Origin of the sequence: Bradyrhizobium sp. CCBAU 53351, from assembly GCF_015291745.1 — a bacterium.
Classification (GTDB): domain Bacteria; phylum Pseudomonadota; class Alphaproteobacteria; order Rhizobiales; family Xanthobacteraceae; genus Bradyrhizobium.
In genome coordinates, this window is record NZ_CP030059.1 from 1,907,445 (window position 1) to 1,922,849 (window position 15,405).

The 15,405-nt window shown below is 66.6% G+C and carries 11 protein-coding genes; 6 read left to right on the forward strand and 5 right to left on the reverse strand.

The window, feature by feature from the left end; genetic code table 11:
- Positions 1–98: 98 nt before the first annotated feature.
- The 3 genes from nadC to nadA all read right to left on the reverse strand — a co-directional run bounded on the left by nadC (position 99) and on the right by nadA (position 3,924).
- Positions 99–977 carry a carboxylating nicotinate-nucleotide diphosphorylase gene (gene nadC / locus XH83_RS08975; RefSeq protein ID WP_194408205.1) on the reverse strand — a complete coding sequence of 293 codons (879 nt, stop codon included), beginning with the start codon at positions 975–977 and terminating at the stop codon, positions 99–101.
- Between the two features lie 9 nt (positions 978–986).
- Complete coding sequence (locus XH83_RS08980; RefSeq protein ID WP_194406647.1) at positions 987–2,588, reverse strand: L-aspartate oxidase; 1,602 nt, start codon at positions 2,586–2,588, stop codon at positions 987–989.
- Positions 2,589–2,805: 217 nt separating this feature from the next.
- The gene (gene nadA, locus XH83_RS08985; RefSeq protein WP_194406648.1) at positions 2,806–3,924 is read right to left on the reverse strand and encodes a quinolinate synthase NadA; all 1,119 of its coding nucleotides are present in this window, start codon (positions 3,922–3,924) and stop codon (positions 2,806–2,808) included.
- A 333-nt stretch (positions 3,925–4,257) separates the two neighbouring features.
- Between nadA and XH83_RS08990 the strand changes: the two genes are divergently transcribed.
- The 6 genes from XH83_RS08990 (at position 4,258) to XH83_RS09015 (ending at position 11,660) form a co-directional block, all read left to right on the forward strand.
- Positions 4,258–5,508 carry an MFS transporter gene (locus XH83_RS08990; RefSeq protein WP_194406649.1) on the forward strand — a complete coding sequence of 417 codons (1,251 nt, stop codon included), beginning with the start codon at positions 4,258–4,260 and terminating at the stop codon, positions 5,506–5,508.
- Between the two features lie 41 nt (positions 5,509–5,549).
- Complete coding sequence (locus XH83_RS08995) at positions 5,550–6,536, forward strand: MDR family oxidoreductase (protein ID WP_194406650.1); 987 nt, start codon at positions 5,550–5,552, stop codon at positions 6,534–6,536.
- Between the two features lie 113 nt (positions 6,537–6,649).
- A complete protein-coding gene (locus XH83_RS09000) occupies positions 6,650–7,249 on the forward strand; it encodes a hypothetical protein (protein WP_194406651.1) in 600 nt (199 codons plus the stop codon).
- 166 nt (positions 7,250–7,415) lie between these two features.
- Complete coding sequence (locus XH83_RS09005; RefSeq protein ID WP_194406652.1) at positions 7,416–7,649, forward strand: hypothetical protein; 234 nt, start codon at positions 7,416–7,418, stop codon at positions 7,647–7,649.
- A gap of 231 nt (positions 7,650–7,880) precedes the next feature.
- On the forward strand, positions 7,881–9,623 hold the full coding sequence (locus tag XH83_RS09010) for a methyl-accepting chemotaxis protein (RefSeq protein WP_194406653.1): 1,743 nt from the start codon (positions 7,881–7,883) through the stop codon (positions 9,621–9,623).
- A gap of 348 nt (positions 9,624–9,971) precedes the next feature.
- Positions 9,972–11,660 carry a methyl-accepting chemotaxis protein gene (locus XH83_RS09015; protein WP_194406654.1) on the forward strand — a complete coding sequence of 563 codons (1,689 nt, stop codon included), beginning with the start codon at positions 9,972–9,974 and terminating at the stop codon, positions 11,658–11,660.
- Positions 11,661–11,663: 3 nt separating this feature from the next.
- On the opposite strand, the gene XH83_RS09020 is transcribed toward XH83_RS09015, so the two are convergent.
- Both XH83_RS09020 and XH83_RS09025 read right to left on the reverse strand, forming a co-directional pair.
- Positions 11,664–14,378 (reverse strand): DUF2339 domain-containing protein, encoded by a 2,715-nt coding sequence (locus XH83_RS09020; RefSeq protein WP_194406655.1) that lies wholly within the window; start codon positions 14,376–14,378, stop codon positions 11,664–11,666.
- 49 nt (positions 14,379–14,427) lie between these two features.
- Complete coding sequence (locus XH83_RS09025; RefSeq protein ID WP_194406656.1) at positions 14,428–15,396, reverse strand: NAD regulator; 969 nt, start codon at positions 15,394–15,396, stop codon at positions 14,428–14,430.
- Positions 15,397–15,405 lie beyond the last annotated feature (9 nt).

Below are 15,405 nucleotides of genomic sequence, written 5' to 3' on the forward strand. Positions count from 1 at the left end.
CCGTCATGCCCGGGCTTGTCCCGGGCATCCACGTTCTTCGTTCCGCGTGGCTAAGGCGTGGATGGCCGGGACAAGCCCGGCCATGACGGAAAGACCGCTCACATCTCGATATCCAGCGCGCAATCGAAATTCGGCGCCGAATGGGTCAGCGCGCCCGCTGACGCGTAATCGACGCCGGTTGCGGCGATGGCGGCGATCGAATCCAGCGTGACGCCGCCGGATGCCTCCAGCTCGAGGCGGCCTTCGTTGAGCCGCACCGCCTCACGCAGCGTCGCAAGATCCATGTTGTCGAGCAGCACGGCGTCGGCGAGCCCGCTGTCGAGCACCTCGCGCAGTTGCGCCAGCGTATCGACCTCGATCTCGATCTTGACCAGATGGCCGGCGTGGCTGCGGGCGCGCTCCAGCACCGCTCGGACGCCGCCGGCGACCGCGATGTGGTTGTCCTTGATCAGGATCGCGTCGTCGAGGCCGAAGCGGTGGTTGAAGCCGCCGCCGCAGCGCACCGCGTATTTCTCCAGCGCGCGCAACCCCGGCGTGGTCTTGCGCGTGCAGCAGATGCGCATTGTCGTGCCTTCGGTGCGCGCGACATAATCCGCCGTGAGCGTCGCAACGCCCGACAGGCGGCCGACGAAGTTCAGCGCGGTTCGCTCCGCGGTGAGGATGGCGCGCGCGGGGCCCGAGATCGTCAGCACCTGCTGTCCCCTTGCAACGCGTGCGGCGTCACGGACATGCGCGCGCACCTCGATGTCGGGCGAGAGCCTTTGCAGCGTCACGAGCGCGAGCGGCAGACCTGCGATCACGCCGGGCTGGCGCGCGACCAGGATCGCTTGGGCCCTGGTCGCTTCGGGAATCGTCGCAAGCGAAGTGATATCGCCGGCGCGGCCGAGGTCCTCGTCGAGCGCGCGCTGCACGGCCGCGTCGATGGCGAGCGGCGAGAGGAAGGCGTCGGGATAGAGCAGTGAGGTCGGGTTCATCAGAGGCTTCCTTCAGGCAATCATGGGCTGGACGGTGCGCGGCAGGGGCTGCTCGCTCAGGCTTTCGGCGATCTGGCGCGCCGCCGCGAGATCGGTCATCGTTCGCTGCGCCAGCGCGGGCACATCCGTCGGATGGTCGATGCGGAAATGCGCGCCGCGGCTTTCGCGCCGGCTCCACGCCGAGGCTGCGACGAGCAGGGCGGATGTCGCCATATTGCGCAGCGCGGTGCTGGTTGCCTCGCGTTCGAGCGTGGCGATGTGGCGCACGGCTTCCGCAAGGCCGGGATCGTCGCGGACCACGCCGACATGCGCGCTCATCATCGCTCGCAGCCGCTTCACCATCGCGGCATCCGGCGCGCCGCCACGCGAAGCAACCGGTGCGTCGGGGACGCCGGCAGGCGAGGGGAGAACGCGGCCGGCGATGTCCTCGGCGATGCGCGCGGCGTAGACCACGGCCTCGAGCAGCGAATTCGAGGCGAGCCGGTTGGCGCCGTGGGCGCCGGTCGACGACACCTCGCCGCCGGCCCAAAGCCCATCGATCGAGCTGCGGCCGCGCCCGTCCACCGCGATGCCGCCCATATGGTAATGCGCGGCGGGCGCGATCGGGATGGCTTGCGTCGCCGGATCGATGCCGGCGGCGAGGCAGCTCGCATGCACGGTCGGAAATCTGTCGGCGAAACGTTTGCCCAGCGCCGCCCGCGCATCGAGGAAGGCGCCGCGCCCGGCCGCGATCTCGGCGAACACGCCGCGTGCCACGATGTCGCGTGGCGCGAGCTCGGCGAGCGGATGACGCGCCGCCATGAAGCGCTCGCCATTGCCGTTGATCAGCGTCGCGCCTTCGCCGCGCAGGGCTTCGGTGGCGAGCGGCGCCGGATCGCCTCCGGTCATGATGGCGGTCGGGTGGAACTGGACGAATTCGGGGTCGGCGATCACGGCACCCGCACGGGCGGCGATGGCAAGGCCGGAGCCGCCAGCCTCGCGCGGATTGGTGGTGACGGCATAGAGATGTCCGATGCCGCCGGTGGCAAGCACCACCGCGCGGGCGGCGAGCACGAGCGGCCGTGCCGAAGGATTGTCTGCTTCGCGCAACTGAAGTCCTGTGACGGCGCCATCCTCGGTCAGGAGCGTTTCGGCGACGACACCTTCGATGACGCGGATCGACGGCGTGCGGCGCACGGCCTCGCTCAAGGCCGCGATGATCGCGGCGCCCGCGCCGTCGCCCCTGACATGCACGATGCGGCGGGCGGAATGTGCCGCCTCACGGCCGACGGCGAGCCTGCCTTCGAGATCGCGATCGAAGGGGACGCCATAAGTGAGCAGGTCATGGATGCGGGGTGCCGCTTCGCGCGCGATGCCGAGCGCCACCGCCGCGTCGACGAGGCCGCCACCGACCGCGATCGTGTCGGCCGCATGCGCCTCCGGCGTGTCGCCCTCGGCCACGGCCGCGGCGATGCCGCCCTGCGCCCACGCCGATGATGCGCCCTGTCCGAGCGGCGCGGCCGAGATCAAGGTCACCGGCCGCGGCGCGAGTTTCAGCGCGCAAAACAATCCGGCAAGACCGCCGCCGACGATGACGATGTCGGTGCGGGTGGGATTGTGGATGTCGTTGGTCATTATTCTCTCCATTCACTCCGCTGTCGTCCCCGCGAAGGCGGGGACCCATAACCCCAGGGAGCAGTTGTGACGCGAGCTCGTCACTCCGAGTCGTCGCCAAACATTTTCCTGGGGCTAGCGCGACGAGCGCGAGCGCTCGCTCGGAGGTCCCGGATCTGCGCGCGCCTGAGGCGCGCTTGTCCGGGACGACAGCGGTGGTTGTTGCCGATCCTTGCCTTCAATTCTTCAGATTGATCATCCGCTCGACCGAGCGCCTTGCGCGATCCGCAAGCGCGGGATCGATCGTCACCTCCTCACGGAGCGTCAGCAGGCTTTCCAAAATGTTGGCGAGCGTGATGCGCCTCATGTGCGGGCAGAGATTGCAGGGTCGCAGCATCTCGACGTCAGGCAGCTCGGCCCGCACATTGTCGGCCATCGAGCATTCCGTGATCATCACCAGCCGGCGCGGCCGCCGCTCACGCACCCAGTTGATCATGTGCGCGGTCGACCCCGTGAAGTCGGCTTCCGCCAGCACGTCGGGCGGGCATTCCGGATGCGCGATGATCTGCACCGAGGGATCGGCCTCGCGGAAGGCGCGCAGCTCTTCGCCTGTGAAGCGCTCGTGCACCTCGCAGGCGCCCTTCCAGGCGATGATCTTCACGTCGGTCTTCGAGGCCACGTAAGTGGCGAGATAGCGATCGGGCAGGAAGATCACGCTTCGCGTACCCAAGCTCTCGACCACCTGCACCGCATTCGACGAGGTGCAGCAGATGTCGACCTCGGCCTTCACCTCAGCCGAGGTGTTGACATAGGCAACGACAGGTACGCCCGGAAATTTTTCGCGGAGCAGGCGGACGTCGGCGCCCGTGATGCTGGCGGCGAGCGAGCAGCCGGCGCGCGAGTCCGGGATCAGGACCGTCTTGTCCGGGTTGAGCAGCTTCGAGGTCTCCGCCATGAAGTGCACGCCGCACTGGACGATGATGCCGGCCTTCACCTTGGTGGCTTCGACGGCGAGCTGGAGCGAGTCGCCGCCGATATCGGCGACACAGTGGAAGATCTCGGGCGCCTGGTAATTGTGCGCGAGGATCACCGCGCCGCGCGCGCGCTTCAGCTCGTTGATCGCCAGGATCGTCGGCGCCATCAGCGGCCACTCGATCGGCGGGATCACATGCTTCACACGCTCGTAGAGCGGCGCGGTGGCGCGCGCGACCTCCGGCGTCCATGCCAGCGAGGGCGTCGGCAGCGTGGGTCCCGTTCGCGCCGGTGCGGCACGGGGGGAGGCGGTAGCTTGGCCTTGGTGCTGGCCCTGCGGCCGGTTGGCAAAGTCGTCGGGACCGTAAATTCCAGCGATCGGCATCGAAGCCTCCCTTGCATGTCGATTATGCTCATAATGAGTATATCTTGAGCCTGAAGAATCCGCCGGCGGGCGGGCATGGACTTTGTCAGGATTGATATACTCAGTATGAGCAAATCAGATATCATGCTCTGCCGGGAATGGCCAGATGCGCCCGCACACATTTTCGTCAGGTCCGGGCCGGTCGCCTCTGGCGAGGCCACATTGAAACGCAAGGCTCCCGCGGCAGCTCCCCGTGGAATGCAATCGTTTTTGACTTGGGATCTTCATGCAAGTGCATTAAATGGCACTTCGCGGCCGCTCCTGCGAATCCGCCAATGACAGACGAGGAACACCATGTCGATTTCAGCGGGCGAACTTCCCAGCTCACGTTCCTCCAATTGGCGCACCCCGGCCGTCATCATCCTCTGCGGCTGTGCGATCGGCATGCTTGGCTTCGGTCCGCGCTCGGCGCTCGGCTTCTTCGTGCAGCCGATGAGTCACGAATTCTCCTGGGGCCGCGACGTGTTCGGCCTCGCGATTGCCGTACAGAATCTGTTGTGGGGCCTGGGCCAGCCATTCGCCGGTGCGGTCGCGGATCGCTTCGGACTGTTTCGGGTGATGTGCGTCGGCGCTCTGCTCTATGCCGGCGGCCTTCTTCTGATGCGCTACTCCTCGACGCCGTTATCGCTCAACATCGGCGCCGGCGTCATGGTCGGTTTTGGTCTTGCCGGCTGCTCGTTCAATCTGGTGCTGTCGGCGTTCACCAAGCTGCTGCCGGCCGAGAAGCGCGGCCTTGCGCTTGGTGCAGGCACGGCGGCGGGCTCGTTCGGGCAGTTCCTGTTCGCGCCGATCGGCGTCGCGTTGATCGACAATTTCGGCTGGCAGCAGGCGCTCTCCGTGTTCGGCTTCCTGATGCTGCTGATCATCCCGCTAGCGCTGGCGCTCTCGACGCCGCCGGTGACGACCAAGGCCAATGCAGCTCCTGCGGATGATCAGACCATCACCAAGGCGCTCGCGGAAGCCTTCGGTCATCGCTCCTACGTGCTGCTGGTGCTCGGCTTCTTCACCTGCGGCTTCCAGCTCGCCTTCATCACCGTGCATCTGCCGGCGTTCCTGGTCGATCGCGGCATCTCCGCGCAAACCGGCGGCTGGGTGATCGCCGCCATCGGCCTGTTCAACATCATCGGCTCCCTCAGTGTCGGCTACCTCCAGAACTCGGTGCCCAAGCGCTACATCCTCTCGACCATCTACTTCACGCGCGCGCTCGCGACACTGGCCTTCATCTCGTTCCCGATCACGCCGTTTTCGGCGATTGCGTTTGGTGCGGTCTCCGGCCTGACCTGGCTCTCCACGGTGCCGCCGACTTCGGCGCTGGTAGCGCTGATGTTCGGCACGCGCTGGCTTGCGACGCTCTACGGCTTCGCCTTCGTCAGCCATCAGGTCGGCGGTTTTCTCGGCGTCTGGCTCGGGGGCATCGTGTTCGAGAAATTCGGTTCCTACACGCCGATCTGGTGGCTCTCGATCCTGTTCGGCGTGCTCTCCGCACTGATCAATCTTCCGATCGTGGAAAAACCCGTTGCACGGGCGGTTGCGCAGCCTGCCTGATCGGCTAAACATCCCCGGCAAACAAGTCAGGGAGTTCAGTCGTGGCCACATTCAAGGCGATCCGGATCGACAAGGCGGACAAGGGCACCACCGCCGCGCTCACGCAGTTCGATGAAGCCGAGCTGATGGACGGCGACGTCACGGTCCGCGTGGAATGGTCGACGCTGAACTACAAGGACGGCCTCGCGCTCACCGGCAAGGCGCCGGTGGTGCGCCGCTTCCCGATGATCGCCGGCATCGACTTTGCCGGTACGGTCGAGGCATCCTCGCATCCGCAGTGGAAGGCGGGCGACAAGGTGGTCTGCACCGGATGGGGCATGGGTGAGACCCATCTCGGCGCCTATGCCGAGAAGGCGCGGGTCAAGGGCGACTGGCTGGTCGCCCTGCCGCAGGGGCTCTCGGCGCGCGATGCCATGGCGATCGGCACCGCCGGCTTCACCGCGATGCTGTCGGTGCTGGCACTGGAAAGGCACGGTCTGTCGCCCAAGAGCGGCCCGGTGGTGGTGACCGGTGCCGCCGGCGGTGTCGGATCGGTGGCGACCGCGGTGCTGTCGAAGCTCGGCTACCACGTCATCGCCTCGACCGGCCGCGCCGCCGAAGCGGACTACCTGAAACACATTGGCGCCGCCGAGATCGTCGATCGCAACGAATTGTCGGGGGCGGCCAAGCCGATCGCCAAAGAGCGCTGGGCGGGCGGCGTGGACAGCGTCGGATCGACCACGCTGGCGAATCTGCTGTCGATGGCCAAGTACGGCGGGGCGATCGCGGCCTGCGGCCTCGCCGGCGGCCTGGACCTGCCGTCTTCTGTCGCCCCCTTCATTTTGCGCGGGGTGTGCCTTCTCGGCATCGATTCCGTGATGTGCCCGATTGAGCCGAGGAAAGCTGCCTGGCAGCGTCTGGCGTCCGATCTCGATCGAGCCAAACTAACTGAAATTACTCATGAAATTTCGCTGGACGACGTTCCCCAATGGGGCGCGAAAATCCTCGCCGGCGAGGTGCGCGGGCGCATCGTGGTAAAAATCGCTTAACGGCGTTTAGACTTTGCCAACCAAGCTGCTTCAATGTCGCCATGGTTAGTATGGTAAGCAGCGGGTAAAGAGTTAAGGCATCGCCCGCTGCGGGGTTGGGTTCGGAGTTGAGCATGCTTGCGCGTATTGTGTTGGGGGCTGTCACGGCGGCAGCAACGTTTGCGCCGGCCATTGCCGGAAGCATGAACGCTGACGAAGCGCGTCGCTTCGTGGCCGGCAAAGTGTTTGCCTTCACCTGTTTCGACGGCACCCGCGGCGCAGGCCGTATCCTCGACGATCTCGGCGCCGCCGGTGCGGTGCAGTTCTCGGGCGCGGGCCCCGTCAAGCACCTCCGCCTGCCCGGAAATACGCTCCAGATCCGCGGCCAGAACGTCTGCGCCTCGATCAAGGGCATTCCATTCGAGCCCTGTTTCAACCTGGAAAAGACCGACGATCGCAGCTTCCGCGGCTCGGTGTCGGGCATGGGCTTCGCCTATTGCGACTTCCATCACCAGGGCGGCAACCAGATGCTGATGGCGCGCGCTGCGGCGCGGCCACGCTCGCTGCACAGGCCGGAGCACACCGGTTCGGTCGGCCCGGCCAACACCGAAGTCGCCGCGCGCGTGGAAACGCCCCGCGTCGAGAGCAGCCGGCTCGAGCCGGTCAAAGCGGAAGTCAGGTCCGAGCCCGCCAAGAACGAAGGTCCGCTGGAGCTGCGCCGTTCGACTCAGTGAGATGGCCCTGCGGGGACTATCTGCACGCTTTAGTCGTTGAAGACGTTGATCAAACATGAAGCCGCCGCGCCGTAGTCATACGGACGGCGGCTTTCATGCGTTGGTAGCTGTTCGCGTCCCAGTTTACGTCCGGCCGGGGGGCGCGGCCCTACACAAGGGTTCAACGATGTCGCTGTACTTCTTCCGCATCAGCACCGGTCGCTATTCCGGCGCCGCCGACCAGCCGTACGAGTTCGAGGATCGCGCAGCCGCCTGGACCGAGATGACCGAGGTCTGCGCCAATTTGCTCGGGAGCATCGCGCGCGGCCTGAAGCCGAACGCCGAATGGTGCATGGAGCTGCTCGACGAGAACAAGAAGCCGGTTTTTCGCATCAGTCTCGTCGGCGAGAACGTGCCCTGACGGTTCGCCAACGTGCGACCGGCGTTAACCAATGTCAGTGCATGCAAATCCGCGAAGTCCGGGCTGTTGCACGTAGAAGCTGCGAAAAATCGCGAGGCTGAGCGGGTATTTCAGTACTTCTACTTAGGCTGTCGCGGTGCTGCTTAACGTTAATGAGGAACGTCGCTGTTAGCTTTCCCGGGTTGTGCACGTGCTTCGTCGCGGCAGTCGCATACGTCCGGGGAAATTTCGATGATGTTCATTCAGAACCTGCGAATTGGCACCAAGCTCGCCGTCACCTCCGCGTTGACCATAGGGCTGGTCGCGCTGATGATCTTTCTGCAGATGAGAGGGGATGCCGATGTCCAAAGGCTCAACAATGCCGCGTCAGGACAGCAGGCGATCGCGCAAAATGCCGCGGAAGCGAAGGCGTCGGTCCGGGGCATGCAGATCGGCATTCGCGACATCCTGACGTCTGCATCGCCGGCCGAGCTGCAGAAGGCGGTCACCTATTTCAACGACCGTCAGAGCGCTGCCACAAAATTCTCGAACGAAATGGCGAAGCTTTCACGCTCGCCGGAGAACCGCAAGCGGATCGATCGTCTGACCGTGCTGATCGGGGAGTTCGGCAAGGGCCAGCAGCAGATCGAAGCCATCCGCAAGCAGGAGCTGGCGCTCGAGGAGAAGAAAGACGCTGAAGGGGCGGCGCAGATCGCCAAGCTCGTGAGCGAGGTCGATCGCTTCCGCAAGGGAACGCTGGCGCCGATCAACGAAGAGATCAACCAGCTGGCCAACCAGATTACCGATTTCGCCAAGCAGAGAACCGTTGAGGCGCGTGCGGAAGCGGAAGCCGAGGCCGCCTCGGTCGCCCGGACGTCGCTCGTGACCGGCGTGCTGGTTGCGCTGGTGTTGATTGGAGCCTGCATCTTCTCGGTGTTCAGCATCGCGCGGCCCATGCGCGCGCTGACGCTGGCGATGGAGAAGCTCGCCGGCGGGGACTTCTCGGTGGTGCTCCCGGGCCTGGGCCGCAAGGACGAAGTCGGCGAGGTCGCTGGTGCCGTCGAAAAATTCAAGGTCGTGTCCGAGCAGAAGGCGCGCGAAGAAGCGGAGGGCAAGGTGCGGCAGGATCAGATCGCGGCCGAACGGCGCAAGGCCGAAATGTACAAGCTCGCGGACAGTTTCGAGTCTGCGGTCGGAGAGATCGTCGGCACGGTTTCCTCGGCCTCGACCGAGCTTGAGGCCTCCGCTACCACGCTGACCTCGACCGCCGAGCGCACGCAACAGCTTACCACTGTGGTGGCGGCCGCATCGGAAGAAGCATCGACCAACGTGCAGTCGGTGGCATCCGCAACGGAGGAACTGTCCTCCTCGATCACCGAGATCAGCCGCCAGGTGCAGGAATCCGCGCGCGTCGCCGGCGAGGCAGTCAGCCAGGCCCGCACCACGACCGACCGCGTCGGCGAACTGTCCAAGGCAGCGGCGCGGATCGGCGATGTGGTTGAGCTGATCAACACAATCGCGGGCCAGACCAATCTCCTCGCGCTGAACGCAACCATCGAGGCCGCTCGCGCCGGCGAGGCCGGACGCGGCTTTGCCGTCGTCGCTTCCGAGGTCAAGGCGCTTGCCGAGCAGACCGCGAAGGCGACCGGCGAGATCGGGCAGCAGATTGCCAGCATCCAGTCTGCGACCGAGCATTCGGTCGGTGCCATCAGGGACATCAGCGACACCATCGAGAAGCTGTCGGAGATTTCTTCGACCATCGCAGCTGCCGTGGAAGAGCAGGGCGCCGCGACGCAGGAGATTTCCCGCAACGTGCAGCAGGCAGCGGCAGGCACGCATCAGGTCTCGTCCAACATCACCGACGTGCAGCGCGGCGCGAGCGAGACCGGCTCGGCATCCTCGCAAGTGCTGTCGGCTGCGCAGATGCTGTCGGGCGACAGCAACCGCCTCAAGCTCGAGGTCGGGAAGTTCCTCGAGACGGTGCGCGCCGCCTGACGGGGGGCCGGCGAGACGGGGCCGCCTCGGCGCAGGTGCATTCCGCCGCAGTCGCTCTCGCAGGGGAGGGCAAGCGGCTCAGGACTGGGGTCTCTCGCTTTCTGGAGGCGGTGCGTGCCGCGCGATGCCGGCTGCGCTGGAACAGATGGCTGCGGAACATATAACGGCTGCGGTGCCGAGTTCCGTAATTTAACGTAGCTTCCTGTTAACGCCTGTTTGCAACTATGGGCGCAATTTTACGGGATAAGAACCAGCCATCATCGTTGGAATGCCCTCCGCCCTATCGCCCTCGCGACGATCACGGCGCAGGTGATTTGTGCGTCGTAGGTCTCAACGGGATTTTTTGTGATGTCGAAGTTGTCGATCGTTTTCAAGCTTCTGACCGTGCTGTCGGTCCTCGTGCTCTCGCTCGCCGGTGTCGGCGTGATGGCGATCGGCACGATGCAGAACATCAATTCCCACACGGTCGAGATCGCGGAGAGCTGGCTGCCGAGCGTGCGTGCGCTAGGCTCCATGCGGGCCGACATCAATGAGCTGCGCGTCGCGCTCCGACTGCACCTGATGCAGGACAGTGCCGAGGGCAAGGAGGCCGCCGAGAAGCGACTGGCAGGCTTGCGCGAACGAATCGAGAAGACCCGCAAGGTTTACGAGCGCCTGATCAATGTGCCCGAGGAGCGCTCGCTCTACGAGCAATGGAGCAAGGCGTGGGCCGAGTACCTGAACGGCGTGCAAGAGACTATGGCGCTGTCGCGCAAGAGCGTCGGCCGCTTCCCGACCGATGCAAACGAGATGTTGCAGACCAAGGTCGCCAAGATGGCGCAGGCCGCCGATCCGCTGCTTCAGAAAGGCATCGAGCTCAACAACAGCGGCGCCGAGCTGGAGACTAAGCAAGCGGCCGACAGCTATGCGCTGATCTTCCGCGTGCTCGTCGGCATTATCATCGCGGCCGTCCTGATCGCGATCGGCGCCGCCTATTATCTGGTACGCGACGTTTCTCGCGGCATCGCCTCGATCATCCGCCCGATGCAGTCGCTCGGCGAGGGTGACCTCTCGGCCGAGGTGCCGCATCGTGGCGAGAAGACCGAAATCGGATCGATGGCGGATGCGCTGCAGATTTTCAAGGAGGCGCTGATCGCCAAGAAGGCCGCCGACGAGGCCGCGGCCGCCGATGCCGAAGCCAAGATCGAGCGCGGCCGCCGCGTCGATGCCATCACCCGCAAGTTCGAGGCGATGATCGGCGAGGTGGTCGGCACCGTCTCTTCGGCCTCGACCGAGCTCGAGGCCTCGGCCTCGACGCTGACCGGCACCGCGCAGCGCGGCCAGGAACTCGCGACCGTGGTTGCCGCGGCGTCCGAGGAAGCCTCCACCAACGTCCAGGCGGTCGCCTCCGCCTCGGAGGAGCTGTCGTCCTCCATCACCGAGATCAGCCGCCGCGTGCAGGATTCGGCGCGGATGGCGGCGGAAGCCGTCGAGCAGGCGGCACGGACCAACGAGCGCGTCAACGCGCTGTCCCAGGCCGCCTCCCGCATTGGTGACGTGGTCGAGCTCATCAACACCATCGCGGGCCAGACCAATCTGCTGGCGCTGAACGCCACCATCGAGGCGGCGCGTGCGGGCGAAGCCGGCCGCGGGTTCGCCGTCGTCGCCTCCGAAGTCAAGGCGCTGGCCGAGCAGACCGCGAAAGCGACCGGCGAGATCGGGGCGCAGGTGTCGGGCATCCAGGCCGCGACGCAGGAATCCGTCAGCGCCATCCAGGAGATCGGCGGCACCATCGAGCGGTTGTCCGAGGTGTCGGCGGCGATTGCCGCTGCCGTCGAGGAGCAGGGCGCGGCCACGCAGGAGATATCGCGCAACGTCCAGCAGGCCTCGGTGGGCACGCAGGAAGTTTCGGCTAACATCACCGACGTGCAGCGCGGTGCGATCGAGACCGGCGAGGCCTCGGTCGAGGTGCTGTCGGCCGCGAAATCGCTGGCATCCGACAGCACGCGTCTCAAGGTCGAGGTCGCGCAGTTCCTGGAATCGGTCCGCGCGGCCTGATAATCAACTGCCCGTCTGCGGAGCCGGCGGCGGTGCGACCTGCCGCCGGAACAGGATGCGCTGGTACAGCCAGCCGATCGCAACCAGCACGATGCCGAGGCACATGAACGACAGCGCCCGGTAGACGCCTGTCAGCGTCGACATGTCGATGACGAAGGCCTTCAGGATCGTCAGTGCGATGACGGCGGCCGAGGCCAGCCGCGCGCGCTCGGAGTTGACGAGAATGCCGACGCCGAGCAACACGACGCCGAAGGTCAGCCAGCCGATCGAATAGGTGTATTGCTCGGCGCCCGTGGTCGGTCCGCTGGACAGGATCGGGCCGTGATAGAAGCGGCGGATCTCCAGCGTCACGTAGGCGAGCGCGAACACCAGCGCACCGCCCGCGATCGTGTTGGCGTAGGCCTTGCCGCGCGCCCCGACCACCGCATAGGACAGCAGCAGCATTAGCACCGCCGGCAGCGCATAGCCGAGCAGCAGCAGGTTGAACACCGCGCCGCCGACGTCGATGCGCCAGATCAGCGGGTTCTCCAGGATCAGGAGGCCGAACACGCTGATCAGCCCGCCGATCGCCGTGAGCACGATCGCGCCGATATCGTGCACGATGCTGTGGCTGCGCAGCCGCAGGCGCTCCAGCCCGATCGCCATCGCGAGCGTGATGCAGACCTGGAGTGCGAATTCGAGCAGCGAGGGCGGCGAGATCATGTCGCCACCGGTCGCGAAATGCCGGATCTCCATGAAGGCGAGCAGCGCGGTGAACAGGATCGCGGCGGTCTCGACCATGCGCAGCGGCGGATCGTCGGCGCGGCGGCGAAGGAAGACGCTCGCGCCCCAGAACGAGGCCGCCGGCAGGCCGTAGCCCCAGAGCAGCCAGTTGAAGATCGGCGTGGTGCCGATGGCGTCGCCGACGATGCGGGGATCGTAGGCGATGCGCGCGGTGACGAGCCCCGCGAAGATCGCGGCGAGCCAGCGCAGGAACGGGATCGGCCGCTGCAGCGAGATCCAGGCGGTGCCGAGCGACATCAGCGCCAGCGCGATCGTCAGCCAGCCCTTCTCCAGCGCGAAGGTCAGCGCCAGCGCCAGCGCACCGAGCGTGCCGGTCGCGTACAGAGCGGTGGAGATCATGGTGCCCGGCCGGGTCTCGCGGCGCGAGAGAGCCTCGGTCGCGGCGCCGAAGCCTGCCGCGAGCAGTACCGCGAGGATCGCGAACGGGATCGAGCGGTCGAGATGGGCGATCCGCGCGTAGAGCGCGACGAGGATCGCGATCGGCGTCGCGACTGATGTCGCCGACCACACCACCGGGATGATCGCCGAATTCGACCGGCCTTGCGCGAGGAAGCCGGCAATGCCGAAGCCCGCGGCGAAGATCGCGGCCGTCACCAGATGCAGCGTCACGGAGCCGTCGATGGCGCTGGGCCCGATTCCGGACATCGCACCGCCCGGCAGCACCAGCATGTCGGGATTGGCGCGCACCGCCCATTCGGCGAACACGATGAAGACGGTCGCTGCGGCCGCGCCGAGCGCCCCGGTGGCGGCCGGCGCACGCCAGGCGACGAGCAGGGTTGCGCCGACGAGCAGCGTAAACGCGATCAGCGCCAAATCGGCATGCGCGCTCGACAGCACGATCAGCATCGCGCCGAACAGATAGGCACCGAGCGAGCCCGACGAGATCGGCTCGATCTCGCCGTCCTCGATGCTGGGTCCGAACATGAAGCCGCAGACGACGAGCAGCGCGGCCAGCACGAAGCCCGCGACGGCATGGAAGGCGTGCGGCGCGACCTGCAATTCGCTCGCGTCGAGGCCCGGGAAGATCCAGAGCACGGCAAAGGCAATCGTCGTGACCGCGAGCCAGCGCCACAGCCGGATGCGGGCGAGGCCGAAGCTCGCGGCGGTGACGACGGCGAGATAGATGTAGAGCGCCCAATAGTCCGGCTTGCCGCTGGAGACGAGCACCGGCGTCACGAAGGCGCCGACCACGCCGAGGCCGGCGAGCGCGGGGCCGTGCAGCAGCGCGGCCGCGAGCGTGCACATCGCGACGATGCCGAGCAGCACGAAGGCCGTGGCGGGCACGAGGAAGCCGTAGAGCGCATAGGCCGCATAGATGGTCGCGAACGCCACAGCCGTACCTGCCGCGGTGAGGATCGCGGGGATGTTGGCGATCGGCAGCGCGGCGATGGCCGAGATGCTCTCCTTGCGCCGCGTCCATTCGCCGGCCCCGAGCAGCGCTGCTGCGAACAGGCCGCCCAGGAACACGCGCACGCCGGGGCCGAGCAGGCCGGCCTCGATCGAATAGCGCACCATGAAGAAGCCGCCCAGCGCCAGCGCAAGGCCGCCGATCCACACCACCCAGCGCGTGCCGAGTTGCTCCTCGAAGCCGGGTTCACGACTATCAGGCGCGCGCCCGGGGAGCGGCGGCGGGGCATCGGCCCCTTGACTCGCTGCGAGCGGCGGCGGCTCTTCGGTGACGAGCGGAGGCGGCGCCGTTTCGGCCTCGGGCGCGAGCGGCGGAGGTTCGGTGGTCGCCGTTGCGGGAGCTTCAGCCTGCACGTATGCCGGCAACGGTGGCGGCGGCTGGACCGGTCGCTGCTGCGCGTAAACCCTCTCTTCGAGCGCGCTGAAGCGCCGACGCAGCTCGGCCGCCTGGCTTGACGCCTTGATTGCGATCAGGATGGCGATGATCGCGATGATCAGCGCAAAGACGTCAAACGGGCCGTCGAACATGAAGCCTCCAGGCGACCGGCGGGCAGGGGCCGATCGCGCAAATCTTGAGTTAGCGCCGGGAGCGTACGCGCAACCCCGGTGCGGGCCGCTCCTGGAGCACGTCGCGGCGGAAGCGGTAGAGCGCCGCCGGCCGTCCGCCCGTCTGTGTCGACATCACCCCGGTCGGTTCGACCAGGGCTTCCATTTCGACCAGGCGGCGGAAATTCTGCTTGTGCAGGTGCCGGCCGGAGATCGCCTCCACCGTATACTGCAGTTCCGTAAGTGTGAATTCGGGCGGCAAAAGTTCAAACACCACAGGACGATACTTCAGTTTCGCACGCAGCCGCGCGATCGCCGTGGCAAGAATCCGGCGGTGGTCGAACCGCATCGAGGTCCCGAGCGGGGGAAGCGCCGTGCGCGCCAATGCCGCAGGGCGGCCGTCGCGCCTGGCTTCCTCGACCAGCCCGGCCTCGTACAAGAGCTCGTAGCGGTCCAGCACGCGCTCCTCGTCCCAGGCCGCCCCGTCGAGGCCGAAATAGAACCGCACGCGATCCTTGCGCGGCAGCGCGCGGGTCGTCTCCGGCGTCTCCTCCGCGGCCCACTCGGTCAGCGCGGGAATGATGTCGCGGGCAATGATCGCCGGCGGCTCCTCGCGCCGGTCTTCCCAGGGGAGGAAGCGATACCATGGCGCGAAGCTCGCCGCGTTCGCCGCTAGCTCGCCGTCCACCGCGCGCGTCAATGCGAGATAACCGATCGACACCATATGCGCCCCGGTGTCGCCGGCCTCGGCATGGCGGCCGCGATCGCCAAAGGTGTAGAGCTGCTCGACATAGCCGAGCCGCAAGCCCGCCTGCTCCTCGACCCAGGCGCGCAGGCCGATCTCGAAGGTGCGGTGCGCGAGCGCGTCGAACGGGCCGAACGGCAGGCCGACAAGCCCTTCACTGTCGCGCGCGGTCAGGATCAGCGGCTCATGACCCTCGATCGCCACGATCGCCGCGGTCAGGCCGATCTCGATCGGCGTCAGCAGCTTCTCCCTCATGCGGCTGAT